At 50.4% G+C, this 17995-nt stretch carries 12 protein-coding genes and 1 tRNA gene; 11 read left to right on the top strand and 2 right to left on the bottom strand.

The window, feature by feature from the left end; all coding sequences use genetic code 11:
• Positions 1–52 precede the first annotated feature (52 nt).
• Together ACN4EG_RS12985 and ACN4EG_RS12980 are read left to right on the top strand one after the other, a co-directional pair.
• A complete protein-coding gene (locus ACN4EG_RS12985; RefSeq protein ID WP_431629976.1) occupies positions 53–1966 on the top strand; it encodes a response regulator in 1914 nt (637 codons plus the stop codon).
• Positions 1967–2192: 226 nt separating this feature from the next.
• Positions 2193–3320, top strand: coding sequence for a response regulator (locus tag ACN4EG_RS12980; RefSeq protein WP_431629974.1), 1128 nt, complete (start codon positions 2193–2195; stop codon positions 3318–3320).
• Positions 3321–3346: 26 nt separating this feature from the next.
• On the opposite strand, the gene ACN4EG_RS12975 is transcribed toward ACN4EG_RS12980, so the two are convergent.
• Positions 3347–4690: a UDP-N-acetylmuramoyl-tripeptide--D-alanyl-D-alanine ligase gene (locus tag ACN4EG_RS12975; RefSeq protein ID WP_431629972.1), complete on the bottom strand. Its 1344-nt coding sequence runs from the start codon at positions 4688–4690 to the stop codon at positions 3347–3349.
• 189 nt (positions 4691–4879) lie between these two features.
• Between ACN4EG_RS12975 and ACN4EG_RS12970 the strand changes: the two genes are divergently transcribed.
• Positions 4880–4960, top strand: a tRNA-Leu gene (locus ACN4EG_RS12970).
• 148 nt (positions 4961–5108) lie between these two features.
• Here ACN4EG_RS12970 and ACN4EG_RS12965 read toward each other — a convergent pair.
• Entirely contained in the window at positions 5109–7175 is a 2067-nt protein-coding gene (locus ACN4EG_RS12965) for an AAA family ATPase (RefSeq protein ID WP_431629971.1), read from the bottom strand.
• A 359-nt stretch (positions 7176–7534) separates the two neighbouring features.
• Here ACN4EG_RS12965 and btpA point away from each other — a divergent pair, with 359 nt between their 5' ends.
• From btpA to ACN4EG_RS12925, 8 genes are all read left to right on the top strand, one after another.
• Entirely contained in the window at positions 7535–8332 is a 798-nt protein-coding gene (gene btpA, locus ACN4EG_RS12960) for a photosystem I biogenesis protein BtpA (RefSeq protein ID WP_431629969.1), read from the top strand.
• A gap of 321 nt (positions 8333–8653) precedes the next feature.
• Positions 8654–9790 carry a response regulator gene (locus ACN4EG_RS12955; protein ID WP_431629967.1) on the top strand — a complete coding sequence of 379 codons (1137 nt, stop codon included), beginning with the start codon at positions 8654–8656 and terminating at the stop codon, positions 9788–9790.
• A gap of 534 nt (positions 9791–10324) precedes the next feature.
• Positions 10325–12511: an SPFH domain-containing protein gene (locus tag ACN4EG_RS12950; RefSeq protein WP_431629966.1), complete on the top strand. Its 2187-nt coding sequence runs from the start codon at positions 10325–10327 to the stop codon at positions 12509–12511.
• Between the two features lies 1 nt (position 12512).
• A complete protein-coding gene (locus tag ACN4EG_RS12945) occupies positions 12513–14456 on the top strand; it encodes a protein kinase domain-containing protein (RefSeq protein ID WP_431629965.1) in 1944 nt (647 codons plus the stop codon).
• 14 nt (positions 14457–14470) lie between these two features.
• Entirely contained in the window at positions 14471–15217 is a 747-nt protein-coding gene (locus ACN4EG_RS12940) for a creatininase family protein (RefSeq protein WP_431629964.1), read from the top strand.
• A gap of 172 nt (positions 15218–15389) precedes the next feature.
• Positions 15390–16943: a class I SAM-dependent DNA methyltransferase gene (locus tag ACN4EG_RS12935; protein WP_431629963.1), complete on the top strand. Its 1554-nt coding sequence runs from the start codon at positions 15390–15392 to the stop codon at positions 16941–16943.
• Entirely contained in the window at positions 16940–17416 is a 477-nt protein-coding gene (locus ACN4EG_RS12930; protein ID WP_431629962.1) for a DUF1016 N-terminal domain-containing protein, read from the top strand. Before ACN4EG_RS12935 ends, ACN4EG_RS12930 begins: the two co-directional genes overlap by 4 nt.
• Before the next feature lie 86 nt (positions 17417–17502).
• Entirely contained in the window at positions 17503–17952 is a 450-nt protein-coding gene (locus tag ACN4EG_RS12925; RefSeq protein WP_431629961.1) for a restriction endonuclease subunit S, read from the top strand.
• Positions 17953–17995: the final 43 nt, after the last annotated feature.

The following is a 17995-nucleotide window of genomic DNA, read 5'->3' as shown; positions in this document are numbered from 1 at the left end:
CTAGTCAGAAGAGTCCATTTATACAGAGTTTCGCCTGTCCTCCTCCAACCGAATGATGAACGCCAAATTGTCTCCACGGAAAGGCATTATTCTAATTGTTGATGATTCTTTGGAGAATCTCCGAGTTTTGTCTGCAACCCTGACTCAGCAAGGATATTCCATCCGCTGTGTCAAAAGTGGTTCCCTAGCCTTGATGAGCGTTCAAGCCTCTCCCCCCGATTTAATCTTACTGGATATTCGCATGCCTGAAATGGACGGCTTTGAAGTCTGTCGATGGCTAAAGGCTGACGAAAAAAACCGTGAAATCCCGGTTATTTTTTTGAGTGCTCTTGATGATGCCATCGATAAAGTGCAGGCTTTTGCAGTAGGAGGTGCAGATTACATTACAAAACCCTTTCAAATTGAAGAAGTGCTCGCACGGGTTGAACATCAACTGACCATTCGACACTTACAACAACAATTACTGGAGCAGCAACAGCAACTCAAAGAACAAAACATTCAACTACAATTGGCGAAGGAACAAGCCGACGCAGCTAATCAAGCAAAAAGTGAATTTTTGGCAAGGATGAGCCATGAACTGCGAACTCCCCTCAATGCAGTTTTGGGATATAGCCAACTATTGCAACACGAACCCTTTCTAACACCCGCAATTCAGAACGGCCTAGATATTATTCTTCACAGTGGAGAACATTTACTTGCTTTGATTAATGACATTTTAGATATGTCTAAAATTGAAGCAGGCAAGGTGTCTCTAAACGTAAGCTGTTTTGATTTACGACTACTTTTGAAAACGTTGGAAGAGATGTTTCACCTCAAGGCTGAAACTCAAGGACTCCAACTCATTTTTGACTATTGTCCTGAACTTCCTCATTACATTCAAACAGATAAAAGTAAGCTACGACAAATTTTAATTAATTTGTTAGGAAATGCAGTCAAGTTCACGCACCAAGGAGGTGTATCACTGCGAGTTCGAGTGATGTCCGCTGCATCACAAATGTCTGCTAGTTTGTCTGAAGGTGGTTGTTTAGATCAGCAAACATTGCAATTTGAAATTACAGATACGGGGTCAGGCATTGCTGACGAGGATTTAGGTCAATTATTTCACCCCTTTGTCCAGATCCAGACACAACGAACCGCTCAACCAGGAACGGGACTAGGTTTAGCCATTTGCCATCGGTTTATTCAACTGATGGGGGGGCAAATCACTCTTAAGAGTAAATTAGGGAGTGGAACCACAGTGGAATTTCAAATTCCTGTAGGTATTGCCAATGTGGGCGAGCTGGAAGACTGCCACTTGCCTCGCCAGGTGATTAGTGTGGCTCCCGATCAACCTCGCTACCGTCTTTTAGTCGCCGAGGATAAATGGACGAATCGTAAGCTTTTGGTCAAAACGCTCGATCGCTTGGGCTTTGAAGTACGAGAAGCGGCGAATGGCCAGGAAGCCATTCAAATTTGGGAAACTTGGCAACCGCATTTAATTTGGATGGATATGCGTATGCCCGTCATGGATGGTTATGAAGCCTCCCAGCATATTAAATCCCATGTTCGGGGACAGGCAACGGTCGTGATTGCGTTGACCGCTAGTGCCTTCGAAGACGATCGCTCCCTCATTCTGGATATGGGGTGTGATGATTTTGTCCGTAAACCCTTTCGTGAGGAGGTCATCATTGAAAAACTAGAAAAGCATTTGGGTATTCGCTTCATTTATGCGGATGCTTCTGTAGAGCAAGATATCCTCGCTTTACCAAAAACAGTGTTAGCCTCGGATATCTTAGATACTTTACCGTTAGCCTGGAAAGTTCAATTTCAGCAAGCTATTTTGGAACTCAATCTCAGTCGGATGGTCACCCTCATTAGTGAAATTGAAGTCCAACATCCTGCATTGGCCAAGACACTGATCCAGATGAGTAATAACTTTCAATATGATCAGTTAATGAATCTTTTACAGGGGGTAAATTTATTATAGACATTTTCCTCATGACCTCGACTTCGATCGCCTCAATCTTGCTTCAATGATCGGCATTTTCCTAGTAATTGACTCGTGATTCACTGATGTCCTTAGCCTGTTCTTGGCTAGAGCTCTCTCAGTTCAGAATAGCTTCTAGGTTTTCTGAGTATAACTGACTCGATCCTAGACAAGACTCTATGCTTTTAGCCTTTACGATTTTTCGCACTCACTACAAATTGGAACTATGAACTCGAATAGTTTGTATTCTACTCAAGGCAATATTCTTGTCGTTGATGATACTCCTGCCAATTTACACTTACTGGCCAAGGTTCTGACTGACCATGGTTATACTGTACGCTTGGCCCCCAGTGGGCCATTGGCACTACGATCGATCGAGGTTTGCTTACCTGACTTGATTCTTTTGGATATCATGATGCCGGAAATGGATGGGTATAGCGTTTGTCGATCGCTTAAAGACAATGAAAAAACTCAAAACATTCCCATTATTTTTCTAAGTGCTCTCGATGAAGCTTTAGACAAAGTCAAAGCCTTTACTGTTGGGGCAGAAGACTACATCACAAAACCGTTTCAAGAGGCGGAGGTATTGGCTCGTGTCGAACATCATTTAAAGCTTCAACGCTTACAAAAACAGTTGATTGAACGAAATTTAGCCTTAGAGCAATCTAATCGAGAATTAGAACAATTTGCCCACATCGTTTCCCATGACCTACAACAACCTCTGCAAAGTGTCACTGGTTTTATTAAGCTGGTCAAGATGCAGTATCAAGAGACTCTGGACGATACTGTCCTTGAATATCTCGATCGAGTGGCAGCAGCAGGTGGCCGAATGCAGCAATTAATTCATGACCTATTAATCTATGCCAAGGTTGGACGAGAAGCCCTCGACTGGACAACTATAGATTGCAACTTACTATTAGAAATAGTTATTGAAAATTTACGAGTTACGATCGATGAAAAGAAAGCCGATATTCTGTACCAAAACTTGCCTACATTACAAGGCAATGAAACACAGTTAATTCAACTCTTCCAAAACCTCATCAGCAACGCATTGAAGTTTGTGCAGCCAAATATACTCCCCCAAGTCAAGATTGGTGCAGAAAAACGAGGAAATGCTTGGTTATTTAGCATCCATGACAATGGTATTGGCATCAAACCCGAAAACCGAGAGCAAATTTTTGAAGCATTTCGTCGCTTGTATAACAGCAAGACCTATCCAGGCACTGGCATTGGTTTAGCAACCTGTAAAAAAATTGTGGAAAACCATGGGGGTCGAATTTGGGTAGACTCTCAATTTGGCATTGGCACCACGTTTTATTTCATCCTAGAGCAACCTATCTGCAAATCCAGTTAAATGCTCCGGTCTTCATGGGTTGACGTCTACGATCGCAGGGCATTCACGACCCGATCGAGTCCCACTGCGCGGGAGGCTTTGAATAAGACACGATCGCCCGGTTGCATCAAGGTTCGCAGCCGTTCTACCGCCGCTTCATGGCTGTCAAAGGTTTCCGTCGGAACTGGGGCAGCCCCCTGGGCGAGGGCTTCAGCTTCAGCGGGATCGGCCAAAATCAGCAAGCGATCGATCTGGAGTTCCCGCACCTGTTCTCCCACTTGACGGTGGAACGGAACAGAAAATTCTCCCAATTCCCGCATTGTGCCTAAAACAGCAATGCGGCGACTTCCGGGGGTTTGCGAGAGCAGCTTGAGGGATGCCAGCATGGATTCTAGCCCTGCATTATAGGTTTCATCCAACAGCGCAATGTCGTTAGGCAATTCGTAGCGTTTCGCTCGCCCACCCGGTAGATCGATCGCTAATCCTGCCTCAAAGGGCTGCCAACTCAAATTCAACGCCTTCAAAACCGCCAGCGCCCCTAGATAATTAATGGCATTGTGTTCTCCCGGTAACGGCAGGGGGTATTGCACACCCGCAATTTCGATCGTCTCTCCATCCGATAACTGACCTTGCAAATCTCCTTGGGTAAAGCCATAGGACAGCGTCTTCCCTTGCCAGACGCTTGCTGCCGTTTGGGTTAACAGCGCATTATCTGCATTAAAAATCGCAATTTTGTCCGGTGCCAATTCTGCGAACAATTCACACTTCGCCTCCGCGATCGCCTCACGGGAACCCAGCAATTCAATATGGGCTGTCCCAACGGTGGTGATTAGCCCGATCGTCGGTTCAGCAATCTGCGCCAGTTCAGCAATTTGTCCCCGACCGCGCATCCCCATTTCAATCACCGCAAAGTCGTGATCCGCTTCCAACTGCAACAGGGTCAGTGGTACCCCAATTTCGTTATTAAAGTTCGCCTGACTTTTGAGCACCTTACCGTAGTGGGATAGCATCGCCGCCACCAGTTCCTTCATGGTGGTTTTACCCACGGATCCCGTAATCCCAATCACTGGGATATTAAACTGTTGCCGCCACCAACGCCCGATCGCTTGATAGGCTTTGAGGGTATCGTCTACCTGGATTAAGGGTAACGCGGAGTCCGCAACGGGATATTGCCGATCGACGATGGCCGCCACTGCCCCTTGGGCGATCGCGGTTTCCACAAACTGATGCCCATCAAACCGTTCTCCCCGCAGCGCTAGAAACAGTTGTCCCGGCTGAATTGTACGACTATCGGTGGTCAGCCCTGCAGCAACTTGGGTTAAATCTTCCAGGTTCAAACCAGTGGCATGGGTAATTTCAATTAATTGAGCCAGAGACGCATGGAACGGCATAGGTTTGGGATTGGCAGGTGAGTAAGGGCGATCGCACTAGCCAATCATTGAAAACTGAATAGTGTCCTTTGACAAGTCATTTCTGAGCGGTTCATTCCCCGTTCCCAAGATTTTTTATGTAAAACGCTAGCCAAGTAGAATTTCTTTGCTACAATACTAAAGCTTGGGAAAACCAAGTGATAACTATGCGCGGATGTGGCGGAATTGGTATACGCGCACGCTTGAGGTGCGTGTGGCATTGCCTTGCGAGTTCGAGTCTCGCCATCCGCATAGAAAGGGAGGAAGTACTAACTTCTTCCCTTTTTTGCATTTTTGAGCAGGACTGGGAAGAAATTGTTTGAGGAATTTCTTCCCTTAAATAATTCCTCAAGCAATTTGTGCTGGACGATCGATTTATGCCAGACGATTTGACAGACCGCTAACCCAGCCGAAATTCTTTGCTCCAAGTCGGAAATTCTTGGCCCAGTTCTCGGCCATAGAGTTGTAATCGCGAAATATTTTGGGTGCCGACTTTTTGAATGAGGTGGCGCATAAGGACGATCATTTTGGGCATCTCCGGCGCAGGAGTCGCTTCAAACATCACTTGCAAGCAACCGTTGCGCAAATTGGCTTTGGCCTGAATGCCCTGGGCTTGCAGCGATCGCGCCATCAATGCCTGAATCTGCATCAGGGTATTTTCCGGCGTCACTGCAGAGGGGGCAACAACCGGGACAGGCGGCGGGGGTTGTAAGGTCGAGGTTTGGGGTTGCTCCACGGGTGCGATCGTGCGTTCCACCGTCAGTTCTGCGGGAACAGGGGGCGGGGGTTGGTCGAAAACAGGATTAAGGGACGGGTCGATCGTGGAGCCTAGGTGGGTGCCTACTGGGCTGGCATCTATGGAGCTTATGCTGATTGAGCTTGCTAGCGTTGCACTATTCTGCGGTGTGACTGGCCCATTGACTGGCCCATTGACTGGCCCATAACTGGCCTCGATCTCTGACGGCTCCGACCAAACATCCTGGGCTAATTCCTGGTCAATCTGCGTCAAACTGCCACTGACAGGCGCTTGCCCGTCATTTTCCAAGGGCATCCAATGGTCAGCCCCCAAATACTCATCCACGGGAATGTCTTCTGGCTGAAGCGTCGTTAGCAAGCGATCGGTCAAGTCGTACTGACTCACCGATGCCAGGCGATTGGCCTGCCGTTCCACAATTTTTTCAAACAAATTCCGCACTAGACGAGCATTGCCAAAGGTTTTGTCCCGGTTTTCGTAGACACTTTGCAAGACCTTGAGGGTCGCTTGCTGAGCGGGGGGCGTTAAGGTGAAATGGCTTTTTTCGGCCAGTTTAAGGAAAATTTCCAGGAGTTCATCGGGGGTGTAGTCGTTGAAGTAAAAATAACGGTTAAATCGGGATTTCAAACCAGGGTTAGATTCAATAAACGCCTGCATTTCCGCTTGATAGCCCGCAACGACTACCACCAAGCGATCGCGGTGATCTTCCATGCGTTTCAGTAAGGTATCGATCGCCTCTTGCCCAAAGTCGCGGCCATCCCCCGGTGGCTTCAGGGTGTAAGCTTCATCGATGAACAGCACCCCATCCAGCGCTTGGGTCACTAGTTCATCCACATTCTGCGCTGTCTGGCCCACATAGCCCGCCACCATCCCGGAGCGATCGGTTTCCACCAAATGCCCCTTCGTCAAAAACCCCAAATCTTTGTAGATCTTGCCCATCAGCCGTGCCACGGTGGTTTTTCCGGTACCCGGCGGGCCACAAAAGACAGCATGGAGCGAGACCGGGGTTTTGGCCAGTCCCCGCTGCGATCGCACCTGTTGCACCCGTAGGAAATTCGTCAGGGTTTTGACCTCTTCTTTCACCTCCGTCATACCAATCAACTGATTCAACTCCGCCATCACATCCGAGAGTTGGGCGGGATCGGTGGCAGCGGGATTGGCGGCAGCGGGATTGACCGATCGATCGTTTCCTGACAAATTGCCTGCATTACTGGAACTGTTGTGCAATAACTTCCAAATCAACGACAGGGCATCCATTTCCTGCATCGTGACTTGGTTATCGGCTTTGATAATGATCTGGGCAAATCGATAGATGGCGTTGATGACGTGGGTGGTGTATTGCGTTCCCCGGTTGGTGTCGATCGCCTCCAGCAGTCCCGGTAGCTCCAAGCGATCGATGGCTCCATCCTGTTGGGTAAAGTCCATGATCAGCTTGAGCGTCTGCTTCTCATACTCCCGCCGGGTTTGGCTGGAATAGTCCCAGAGGTGCAACGCCACATTTAATTTGTCTTTATCCGCTTTAACCAGCCCGAACAGCACCAAGTAGGCCAACAATTCATTGGAGCTAATATCCGCATTGCTGCGGCCACAGATCCGCACCACCCGCGCCAAGTCCGTCAAAACGTAATCACTGTAGGCTGGGCCCAACTGCAAAACCGGGGCAAGCGCCTTATACAGCAGATTCGCCTCCTTAATAATCTCCTTGGCTTGCACGGCAGTTCTCCACAGATGAAAGATTCAGGGTGGATCCTTGAGGGGATCGGGCTGGTTATCGCTTATACGATGCCTGATTTACACGATGCCCGATTTACACTATGCCCGATTTCCCGATCGAAATTTGAGATCAAAGTCACTTCATCGGTGGTGACTTAACCTTGATTAAGGAATGGTTTATCAACAACGATCGCTGACAACCACAAATCTAAATGAAATCTAAACGGGTTGTGTTTTACGATAGCGTTTTACGATAGATGTAAGATAGACCTTGCTTCAAAACGCCAAGACTCATAGCTCACGTGGACTTAAAACAAATCTTCAGAACCCCTAATCCTATCATTGGTGTCGTGCATTTGATGCCCCTGCCCACCTCTCCCCGTTGGGGAGGCAGCCTGCGGGCGATCGTCGATCGCGCCGAACAAGAAGCAACGGCCTTGGCGGCGGGGGGCGTGGATGGCATTATTGTGGAAAATTTTTTTGATGCGCCCTTTCCGAAAGATCAAGTCGATCCGGCGGTGGTGAGCGCCATGACGGTAGTGATCCAGCGGCTGCAAAGCTTGGTGACCGTGCCGATCGGGGTTAATGTGCTGCGGAATGATGCTCGTAGTGCGATTGCGATCGCCAGTTGTGTTGAGGCTCCCTTTATCCGGGTCAACGTGTGGACAGGTGCAATGGTTACCGATCAGGGTGTCATTGAAGGCAAGGCCCATGAATTGATGCGCTACCGCCGGGAACTGGGCAGTGATGTCAAAATTTTTGCTGATGTATTGGTGAAACATGCCCGTCCTCTAGGAACGCCAAATTTAACCACGGCGGTACAGGATACGATCGAGCGGGGCTTGGCCGATGCGGTGATTTTCTCCGGTTGGGCAACGGGTAGTCCCCCCGATTTACAGGATTTGGAACTTGCCAGTAGTGCAGCCCAGGAGACTCCGGTTTTCATCGGCAGTGGGGCGACCTGGGAGAATATTCCCCAACTAATGCAAGCCGCCGATGGAGTGATTGTTTCTAGCTCCCTCAAACGGCAAGGCAAACGGGATAACCCGATCGATCCCATTCGCGTCAGCCGATTTGTGGAAGCCGCCCGTCGGAGCGTGGCCTTGAAACAGAGCCAACCGAGCGAGACACCATCGGTCCAGCAAATACGAGCTTAGGGCATGGGCTCTCCGCCCGATCCGCTTTGCCAAACGGGAGCACCGGAAACCCATTGATTGAGTAGACCGACGGTGGATAGTCGGTCTGTAACCAGATTCTGAACCAAATTTTCAACGGGGTTTAGAGCCAGCAAAGATCAGCTAAATCACTCTGATTTTTCTAGGAATATCATGAGATCTTGGCTAGAAATGGGAACACTGAGTCTATCGTCTGGGATCTACCTCAAATGCCATCCTGATCACATCCTATTGGGATCTCCCTAGGCAGATGGGAGGAGGTCTATATAGACGCTTACTTCATCCTTGTACGAGTGCTCCCTTATGCGCCTACAGCTGTCTCCTGGCATTAGCTACTACATTCGTAAGTTACTTCGACAAAATCTCGATCGCTTAAAATTTGACAACCAGCAGGGAGCCGGGATCCAGGCAGACGCAACCAGCGATCTTAATGTGGTACTTTCTAGCCTCTACGACAATGAGCAGCGAGCTAACTCCGTTGTTGATGAGCTGGAACGGTTAGCCCTCGTTCACCAAAGCTTGAGTGGACAGGGTGCCAGGAATCGCCCGGAATTGCAGAAAACGGAAGACAAAATTTTTTCTCTGCTGCACCTCAAACCCTTTGACGGCAATCATAAGGGCACTGTGCTGATTGTGGATGATGTGCAAAGTAACCTCACCCTACTATCGGCAGCACTGAAGCGACAAGGCTATGACATTCACACGGCCCTGTCTGGGAAGGAAGCCATGGCATCGATTCAGAATGCCATTCCCGATGTGGTGCTGTTGGACATTATGATGCCAGATATGGATGGTTATGCCGTCTGTGAATATCTGCGTAACTATACCCTAACGCAGGATATTCCCGTCATTTTCGTCAGTGCCATTCATGATGCCTCTAGTAAGGTAAAAGCCTTTGGACTAGGTGGCTCGGACTACATCACCAAGCCCTTTCAGATTGAAGAAGTCTTGGTGCGGGTTGATAACCAACTGAAAATTCGCAGCCTGCAAAAGCGCTTAGAAAACCAGAATGTTCGGCTCCAAGATGAACTGACAGAGCGGCGACAAATGGAAGAACGCTATCTCAGTTTGTTTGAACGATCGAACGAAGGGATGTTTCAAAGCAGTCCTGAGGGGCGGTTCTTGAAAGTAAACCGAGCCTTAGCCAACCTCTACAAGTATGCTTCCTGCGAAGATCTGATTGCTGCCATGACGGATATTAGCACCCAGCTTTATGTCCAACCAGACCGGAGACAAGAACTGGTTCAGCAATTACGCCAACAGGGACATATTTTGGGCGTAACCTCCGAAGTGTATTGCCAGGATGGCAGTACTCTGTGGATTACTGAAAACATCTATGCAGTTCGGAATGCACGGGGCAAGATTCTCTACTACGAAGGAACAGTTCATTCTGTAGAATGTAGCCAAGCAATGTCTGTTCCGCAATTGCAGTTGTCCTAGCAGGAATTCGCAGGATTGTAGGCCCATTATGATGGCGGCTAAATGATCAGCGATCGGCAGTTTTTCCGGAAACGCCGATCGCTGATTTGTAGTGATCTGGCAATTGTGGCAGCAATCCCCCAACAACCTTGACGCTGCACAATTGCCTGGAAAGATTACGTTGAGATTAAAAACCGATCGCTCCCATAGCAGGAGTTGTAGGCTGAAAAGAGTCCTAACTCGAGAAGTTCTCTGCTCAAGTCAAAACCCATCTACCGATCTCGGCGCAGCAATCTCGGTACTGACCTGACCCCAACCACTGCCCAGTCACTGACACCGACCCAGTCTTTGGGTTTGCTTGATTTTGAAGCGTTGTCTGTCTATCACTTCACTCCAAATTCTTTTACTATTCTAAATCTTTACCCAATACTCCGGACACTTTTTGGAACGGAAGCTGAAACCTGCATTCCACCGTTGGCATTCGACCTCACTGAGGATGCTGAAACCCGCATTCTACCGTTGTCGATTTAAAACTGTCCGGACTATTGTTTACCTATGAATCGCTTTAATTCCTTTTCGTTGCGGGCATCCCGTCTGTTCGCTCAATTTGCAGCTTCAGTAGTGGCTTCCAGCACGATCGTTGCAAGCGGCGCTATCCTCCATCCAGCCTTGGCCGAACCCCTCAGCAACCCGATTGTGCCGTCTAACGTGTTGCTCAGTTCGACGATCGCACCTTCAGCATCTACCCTTTCCCCAAAACTGCCCCTCGCACAAACCATCTCCTTCAATCCAGCCAACCAGCTCACCTCTTCAGCACACACCGCTGGATCGATCGCGACCCTGCAACCGATCGTGGTTGGGAGTTTACCCATCTGGAGCGTGCCCTTGGCGGTCATTGGGACAGGACTGATTATCACTTTTGCAGCGGGACTGGTGATTATTGGCGAACGGGAAGTCGGTATCGTCGTGAAAAAAGTTTCCTTTGCGGGCAAAAGCTTACCACCGGGACGACTGGTTGCGCTGAACGGCGAGCCGGGCTACCAAGCCGATACCCTAGCTCCCGGTTGGCACTGGGGCTACTGGCCCTGGCAATATTCCGTGCGCAAGGAATCGGTGGTGGTGATTCCCCAGGGACAAATTGCGCTCCTAGTGGCCAATGATGGCGAGGCGATTCCTTCCGAGCGCATTCTGGGCAAAGTCGTGGAGTGTGACAATTTCCAGGATGCCCGCAAGTTTTTGTTAAACAAGGGCGAAAAAGGTCGGCAGATGGGTTTTCTGACGACGGGAACCTATCGCATCAATACGGCACTGTTTAAGGTGATTACGGCTGAAACGGCTTCCAAGGAAGGCATGACCCACGAGCAGTTGATGGTGCAGCACATCGTGCCTGACAAAGTGGGCATTGTGACGACCCTGGATGGGATGCCGATCGAACCGGGCGAGATTGCAGGGTGTACCATTCCCGGCCACAACAATTTCCAAAATGGTCAAGCGTTTATCCAAGCGGGTGGGCGTCGGGGGTTGCAGGAACAGATTTTGCTATCGGGGTCATGGAACTTGAATCCGTGGCTGGTGCAGGTGGAACCGGTGCCGATGACGGAAATCCCGATCGGCTATGTGGGTGTTGTAATTTCCTATGTGGGTAAGGCCCATGAGGATATCAGTGGCGCGGCCTTTACCCATGGGGACTTGGTGCATCCCGGCCACAAAGGGGTGTGGACAGAACCGCTCTATCCCGGTAAGCATCCCATCAATACAAGGGTGATGAAGGTGGAACTGGTTCCGACGACGAATATTGTGCTGAACTGGTCAGTGCGGACAGAACGCCATAATTATGACGCCAAACTGGGGGCGTTGACGGTGCGATCGCGGGATGGATTTGCCTTTGACCTAGAAGTGGCGCAGATTATCCATGTGGGGGCATTGGATGCGCCGAAGGTGATTTCCCGCGTGGGTTCGATGCAGAATTTGGTCGATCATGTGCTGGAACCCACGATCGGCAACTATTTCCGCAACTCTGCCCAGGATTACACCGTGTTGGATTTCCTGAGTGCCCGGAGTGAGCGGCAGTCGGAGGCAGCGGAATACATTAAAGTGGCGCTGCGGGGCTATGACGTGCAGGCGATCGATACTCTGATTGGCGACATTCAACCGCCAGAAAGTCTGATGCAAACCCAGACCGATCGCAAAATTGCGGAGGAACAACGCAAGACCTACGAAGTGCAGCAGCAGGCACAAACCCAACGGCAGCAACTGGTGCGGGAAACCTCCTTGGCGGAAATTCAGGCGGATTTAGTGCGATCGGAGCAAAATGTCAAAATTGCCGAACTGCAAGCCAATTCCCAGGTCAAACAGGCCACCGGGGAAGCGGAAGCCACTCGTTTGCGGGCAGGTGGGGAAGCCGATGCGGTGCGATCGATCGGGCAAGCCAAGGCTGCTACCTACCAAGCCGGGGTAGAGGCGTTAGGCTCCCACAGCTACACCGCAATGCAACTGATGCAAATCATCGGCGATCGCCATGTGCGGTTGATTCCCGATATTTTGGTCGGGCAATCGGGCAATAGTTCGGGATTGGTAGATGGTTTATTATCGATGATTTTGTGGAACCAAGCCCAAGGGCACAGCGATGCAGGGGCTCCAGAAAATCCGGTGAATCCTGCGAATCTACCCACACCCAGCGGAACCAGCGATCGGCCTGCCAATCCGCCCCTCGTGATTGAGCCACCCTCCAACTTGCCTTGATATGATGGCCTATTGCTTTAATCCCCGTTGTTCCCATCCTGAAAATCTCGATCGTGTTGCTTTGACTCAGAGCTTGAGTCATCAGAGCTTGAGTCATCAGAGCTTGAGTCATCAGAGCTTGAGCGACTCAGTCGGTATGCAATTTTGTGCCCATTGTGGTCAATCGTTATGCCTGCGCGATCGGTATTTCGGGGTGAAACGGCTGGGGCAAAGTACCCGGCATCAGACGATTTTGGCGCGGGATAGGCGAATTCATCAGACCGTTCTACCCCACCAGTCGAGTTCTGTCGTGGTGCAGGTGGTGTTTCGATCGGCTGCATCGATCGCGCTGTATCGTGCATTGCAAGTTCTGACCCAAAAGCCCGATTCTCGAATTCCTCCGTTGTTAGATGTGTGGACAATGGAAGAAAACCTTTACTTAGTTTGGCAGTATGTTGTTGCTGACAACTTAGTTGCTGTGGTTTACGATCGAGGATTGTTCACAGAACCGCAAATCTGGCTATTTCTCAGGCAACTTTTAGCGATTCTTCAACCATTGCATCGATCGGGAATTCTCCATCGTCATATCCAACCCAGTCACCTGTTACAGAGTGCCGAAGGTCAATATTATTTGATCGGTTGGCAGTCGATTCAGCCAATTAATGCGGTAGAAGATCCTGCAACATTAGAGTCCGCAAATGCTCAATTACAAGCTACAACGGTAGAGGAGATTAACTTAGAATTAGTCGGTAGTGCGGAATATGCCGCTCCGGAACAATTACAAGGACGTGCGACAGCTGCGAGTGATCTCTACAGCTTAGGCGTGACCTGTCTCTACTTGCTGACGGGACTTTCGCCCTTTGCGCTGTGGGATGATGGGGCACAGAATTGGCGCTGGGAAGCGGTTGTGCCGGAGGCGGTGAGTGGACAATTGCAATCTTTACTCGATCGCTTAATTACGCCCAATATTACCGATCGCTTTACCAGCGTTGACCAGGTGTTACAGGCCATGGGTGAACCGCAAGCTCCGGCATTTCCAGGGCAACGATTTGCACCGAGTCCTTGGGCGCACCAGCGAACCTTGACGGGACATCGGGGCGGGGTAACGGCGCTGCTGTGGGATGGGTCACGATCGCAGCTCTTCAGCGCTGGCCAAGATCAGACGATTCGAATGTGGGATTTGCAGCGATCGGAGCCCGTCGATAAACTCATCGGCCACCGTAAAACCGTATCTGCCCTAGCGCTGACACCGGATCACCCGTGGTTGACTTCAGCGAGCTATGATAAAACCCTTCGGGTCTGGGATTTACAGACAAAAACCTGTGTCCGGGAATGGAATGCCCATGACCAAATTATCACAGGGTTAGTCGATATCCCCAATAGTAACCAAATCATTAGCAGTAGTTGGGATAAAACGCTACGCCGATGGAACTGGGAAACGGGAGAACTCTTGCAAACAATCACCGGACATCGATTACCCATTAGCGCGATCGCGGTTAGCCCCAATCAGCAATGGTTAGCCAGTGCCAGCCACGATCGCACGGTGCGGATTTGGGAGTTGGCGACGTTGAAACTGCACCAGGAATTGGAGGGCCATACCTGGGCGGTGACGACAGTGGCCTTTAGTCCCGATGGGCAATGGTTAGCGACGGGTAGCGACGATCGTACGATCAAAATTTGGCAGGTGGACAATGGGAAGTTACTAAAAACTCTACCGGGACATGGTTGGAGCATTGCGGCGTTGGCCTTCAGTCCCGATGGGCAATGGCTGGCCAGTGGCAGTTGGATGCCTGCGGTGCGGCTGTGGCAATGGCAGCAGGAAACGGTGTTTGAACTCCAGGAATTCGGGGAGGGCATACACCGCAATTTTGTGCATACGATCGTGTTTACAGAGGACGATCGCTTAATTACGGGCAGTCAAGATCAACGGATTCGGGTTCACTCTAAGATAGAGAGGGAAGCCTAATTGAGATTGGATGTATGCTGCTGCATTTGTGTACTTGGCCGGAAGTGGAAACCTATCTCCAGCGATCGCGGGGGATTTTGCTGCCGATCGGGTCTACGGAGCAGCATGGGCCCACGGGGTTGATTGGGACGGATGCCATTTGCGCCGAGGCGATCGCCAAGGGCGTGGGGGAAGCGACGGAAGCGTTAGTCGCACCGACGATTAATGTGGGGATGGCCCTGCACCATATGGCCTTTCCAGGCAGTATGAGCCTCAAACCCAGTACGTTAATTTTAGTGATTCGGGATACGGTAACAAGTCTGGCTAAAGCAGGATTTCGCAGGTTTTTCTTTATCAATGGCCATGGCGGCAATGTGGCGACGCTGAAGGCAGCCTTTGCGGAAACCTATGCCTATTTGGCGGACATGGGACTGGAAGGGGCTGAGGATGTGCAATGCGTCGTGTGTAATTGGTACATGGGCGGTGGGGTGTATCGGCTCGCGAAGGAACTCTATGGAGATCAGGAGGGTTCCCATGCGACGCCGAGTGAAGTAGCGGTGACGCAGTTTGTCTATCCGGAGGCCATTAAAACTGCACCGTTGAGTGAATCTGTGGCGAAGGGGCATAAAATTTATGGCGCGATCGATTTTCGGCGGCGCTACCCCGATGGGCGCATGGGGTCGAATCCTGCACTGGCGACACCGGAACATGGGCAGCGGTTCTACGAGTTGGCGGTGAAGGAAATTACCCAGGATTATCTAGCCTTTTTGCAAGCGGAGTAGAGATGGCGAAGTGTGCCGCGATCGCGGACTTCTGCGAAAGCTTACTGCGCCTATGGTCAAAGGCATCTCTATCATTTGCAAGGGTTCTACTTGGGTCTGAAAATGTTTTTTAGATCGTCATCCGTGCGAGTTTAATAGCTAATGGAAAGATGATCAAGGCGGGGGATGACCGATGCTGACGGGTGAAATTCGATCGCAAATCGATAAAATTTGGGATGCGTTTTGGTCGGGGGGGATTTCCAATCCGCTGGAGGTGATGGAACAGATTACCTATTTGCTGTTTCTGCGACGGTTGGATGATTTGCATACGCTGGAGGAACGCAAGGCAAATCGTCTGAAGAAGCCGATGGAGCGGCGGTTATTCCCGGAAGGGACTTACACCAATGGCAAGCATCAACGCGCCTATGAGGACTTTCGGTGGTCGCGATTTAAGAATTTTGAGTCGCGGGAAATGTTTGAGGTGGTGGGGGATTATGTGTTTCCGTTTTTGCGGACGGAGTTTTTGCAGCAGTATGGGGATGGCTCGACCTATGCGATGCACATGAAGGATGCGCGGTTTACGATTCCGACGCCCACATTGTTGCAGAAGGTAGTGGATTTATTGGATCAGGTGCCGATGGCCGATCGGGACACGAAGGGCGATCTGTACGAGTACATGCTAGGGAAGATTGCCAGTGCGGGGCAGAATGGGCAGTTTCGGACGCCGAGGCAAATTATTCAGTTGATGGTGGAGTTGACGGCTCCGACGCCGCAGGATGTGATTTGTGACCCGGCGAGTGGGACTTGTGGTTTTTTGGTGGTGGCGGGGGAGTATTTGCGCGATCGGCATCCGGAGATTTTTCGGGATGGGAAGCTGAAGGCGCATTTCCACCAGGGGATGTTCCATGGGTTTGATTTTGATAGTACGATGCTGCGGATTGGCAGTATGAATCTGTTGCTGCATGGGGTGGAGAATCCGCAGGTGGTGTATCGGGATTCGTTGGCGCAGGAGCATTCTGGGGAGGATGAGAAGTATTCGTTGGTGTTGGCGAATCCGCCGTTTGCGGGGTCGTTGGATGCGGATAATACGGCGAAGGATTTGCAGCAGATTGTTAAGACGAAGAAGACGGAGTTGTTGTTTTTAGCGTTGTTTTTGCGGTTGCTGAAGGTGGGGGGACGGGCGGCGGTGATTGTGCCGGATGGGGTGTTGTTTGGCTCGTCGAAGGCGCATAAGCAGTTGCGGCAGATTTTGGTGGAGGAGCAGCAGTTGGAGGGGGTGGTGAAGCTGCCGGGGGGCGTGTTTAAGCCCTATGCGGGGGTTTCGACGGCGATTTTGTTGTTTACGAAGACGAATTCGGGGGGAACCGATCGGGTTTGGTTTTATGAGGTGGAGGCGGATGGGTGGAGTTTGGATGATAAGCGGCAGCCGTTGTTGCCGGAGGAGAAGTTGGGGGTGGGGGCGCAGTTGAGCCCGGAGGAGCATGGCAAGAATAATTTGCCGGATGTGTTGGTGCGGTGGCGGGAGCGTTGTGGGTCGGAGGTGGAGCGGCCTCGGACGGCGCAGAGTTTTTGTGTGTTGAAGGAGGAGATTGCGGGGAATGGCTATGATTTGAGTTTGAATCGTTATAAGGAGGTGGTGCATGAGGTGGTGGAGCATGTGCCGCCGGGGGAGATTTTGCGGGAGTTGGGGGAGTTGGAGAAACAGATTGCGAAGGGGATGAAGGATTTGGAGGGGATGTTGAAATGACCTTACAAGCGTGGCAATCCCTGTACGAGAAGGTTTCGACGTTGATTTCGGCGGCGCGATCGCGGGTGCGATCGGTGGTGAATCAGGAGATGGTGCTGACCTATTGGCAGGTTGGGCGGTTGATTGTGGAGGATGAGCAGGGGGGAGAGGTGCGGGCGGAGTATGGGAAGGCTGTCCTAGAAGGTCTAGCAGAAAGGCTGACGGCTGAGTTTGGCAAGGGGTTTGACATGACAAATCTGCGCTACATGCGTCGGTTTTATCAGCTTTTCCCAATTCAGGACGCAGTGCGTCCTGAATTGAGTTGGACGCATTACCGATCGCTGCTCAAGGTGGAGAATGAGGCGATCGCGAAGTATTCGGTGTTGGCGGAGAGTGAGCAGATTTTTGCGTCGAAGTATCGGTTGGTGTTGCCGACGGAGGAGGAGTTGGTGGCGGGGTTGAGGCGGTTGGAGGAAGGAATTATGGAGGAGTAGAATGGAGAACGATCGATGCTCTAGAAGGGTCGATCGGGTTTGGTGGGTTGGGTTTTGGGTTGTTTGGTATTTGGGGAGATGTTGGGATGAAGATTGAGATTGTAGCTCTAGGGGATTATGTTCAGGTGCGGGGTGGATTCGCATTCAAATCGGAACATTTTTCCGATGTGGGAATTCCAGTTGTGAGAATTTCCGATATTCAGGATGATTTAGTTTCGGTTGAGAGAGCGGCAAGAATTTCAATTGAATTAATTGGAAGAGGAGAGAAGTATCAAGTTGAGCCGGGTGATATTTTAATTGCTATGTCTGGAGCGACAACTGGCAAAATTGGCATAGTCCCTGATAATTGTATTCAGCCAATTCTACAAAACCAGCGTGTCGGGAATTTTAAGATAAAAGATTTAAAAAAAGTAGATAAAACATACCTAAAACAGTACGTTGGTTCTTCTGTCTATCAGTCAGAAATATTTAAATCAATAGAGTTGTTGGGAAATAAAACCAGCTCTGGGACAGGGTTTGCCCTGACTGTTATCTAACTTATGCTGCATCTAAGTAGAAGTTCCACAAGCCTGCTGCGTT

The sequence above is a fragment of the Alkalinema pantanalense CENA528 genome, from assembly GCF_050753345.1.
Taxonomy (GTDB): Bacteria; Cyanobacteriota; Cyanobacteriia; order Leptolyngbyales; family Leptolyngbyaceae; genus Alkalinema; species Alkalinema pantanalense.
This window is presented reverse-complemented; position numbering and strand designations above follow the sequence as displayed.

Excerpts from the sequence above, each read along its gene's own strand:
- ACN4EG_RS12950 (WP_431629966.1), top strand. The coding sequence starts at position 10,325 with ATGAATCGCTTTAATTCCTTTTCGTTGCGGGCATCCCGTCTGTTCGCT.
- ACN4EG_RS12925 (WP_431629961.1), top strand. The coding sequence starts at position 17,503 with ATGAAGATTGAGATTGTAGCTCTAGGGGATTATGTTCAGGTGCGGGGT.
- ACN4EG_RS12945 (WP_431629965.1), top strand. The coding sequence starts at position 12,513 with ATGATGGCCTATTGCTTTAATCCCCGTTGTTCCCATCCTGAAAATCTC.
- ACN4EG_RS12985 (WP_431629976.1), top strand. The coding sequence starts at position 53 with ATGATGAACGCCAAATTGTCTCCACGGAAAGGCATTATTCTAATTGTT.
- ACN4EG_RS12955 (WP_431629967.1), top strand. The coding sequence starts at position 8,654 with ATGCGCCTACAGCTGTCTCCTGGCATTAGCTACTACATTCGTAAGTTA.
- btpA (WP_431629969.1), top strand. The coding sequence starts at position 7,535 with ATGCCCCTGCCCACCTCTCCCCGTTGGGGAGGCAGCCTGCGGGCGATC.
- ACN4EG_RS12980 (WP_431629974.1), top strand. The coding sequence starts at position 2,193 with ATGAACTCGAATAGTTTGTATTCTACTCAAGGCAATATTCTTGTCGTT.
- ACN4EG_RS12940 (WP_431629964.1), top strand. The coding sequence starts at position 14,471 with ATGCTGCTGCATTTGTGTACTTGGCCGGAAGTGGAAACCTATCTCCAG.
- ACN4EG_RS12935 (WP_431629963.1), top strand. The coding sequence starts at position 15,390 with ATGCTGACGGGTGAAATTCGATCGCAAATCGATAAAATTTGGGATGCG.
- ACN4EG_RS12930 (WP_431629962.1), top strand. The coding sequence starts at position 16,940 with ATGACCTTACAAGCGTGGCAATCCCTGTACGAGAAGGTTTCGACGTTG.
- ACN4EG_RS12975 (WP_431629972.1), bottom strand. The coding sequence starts at position 4,690 with ATGCCGTTCCATGCGTCTCTGGCTCAATTAATTGAAATTACCCATGCC.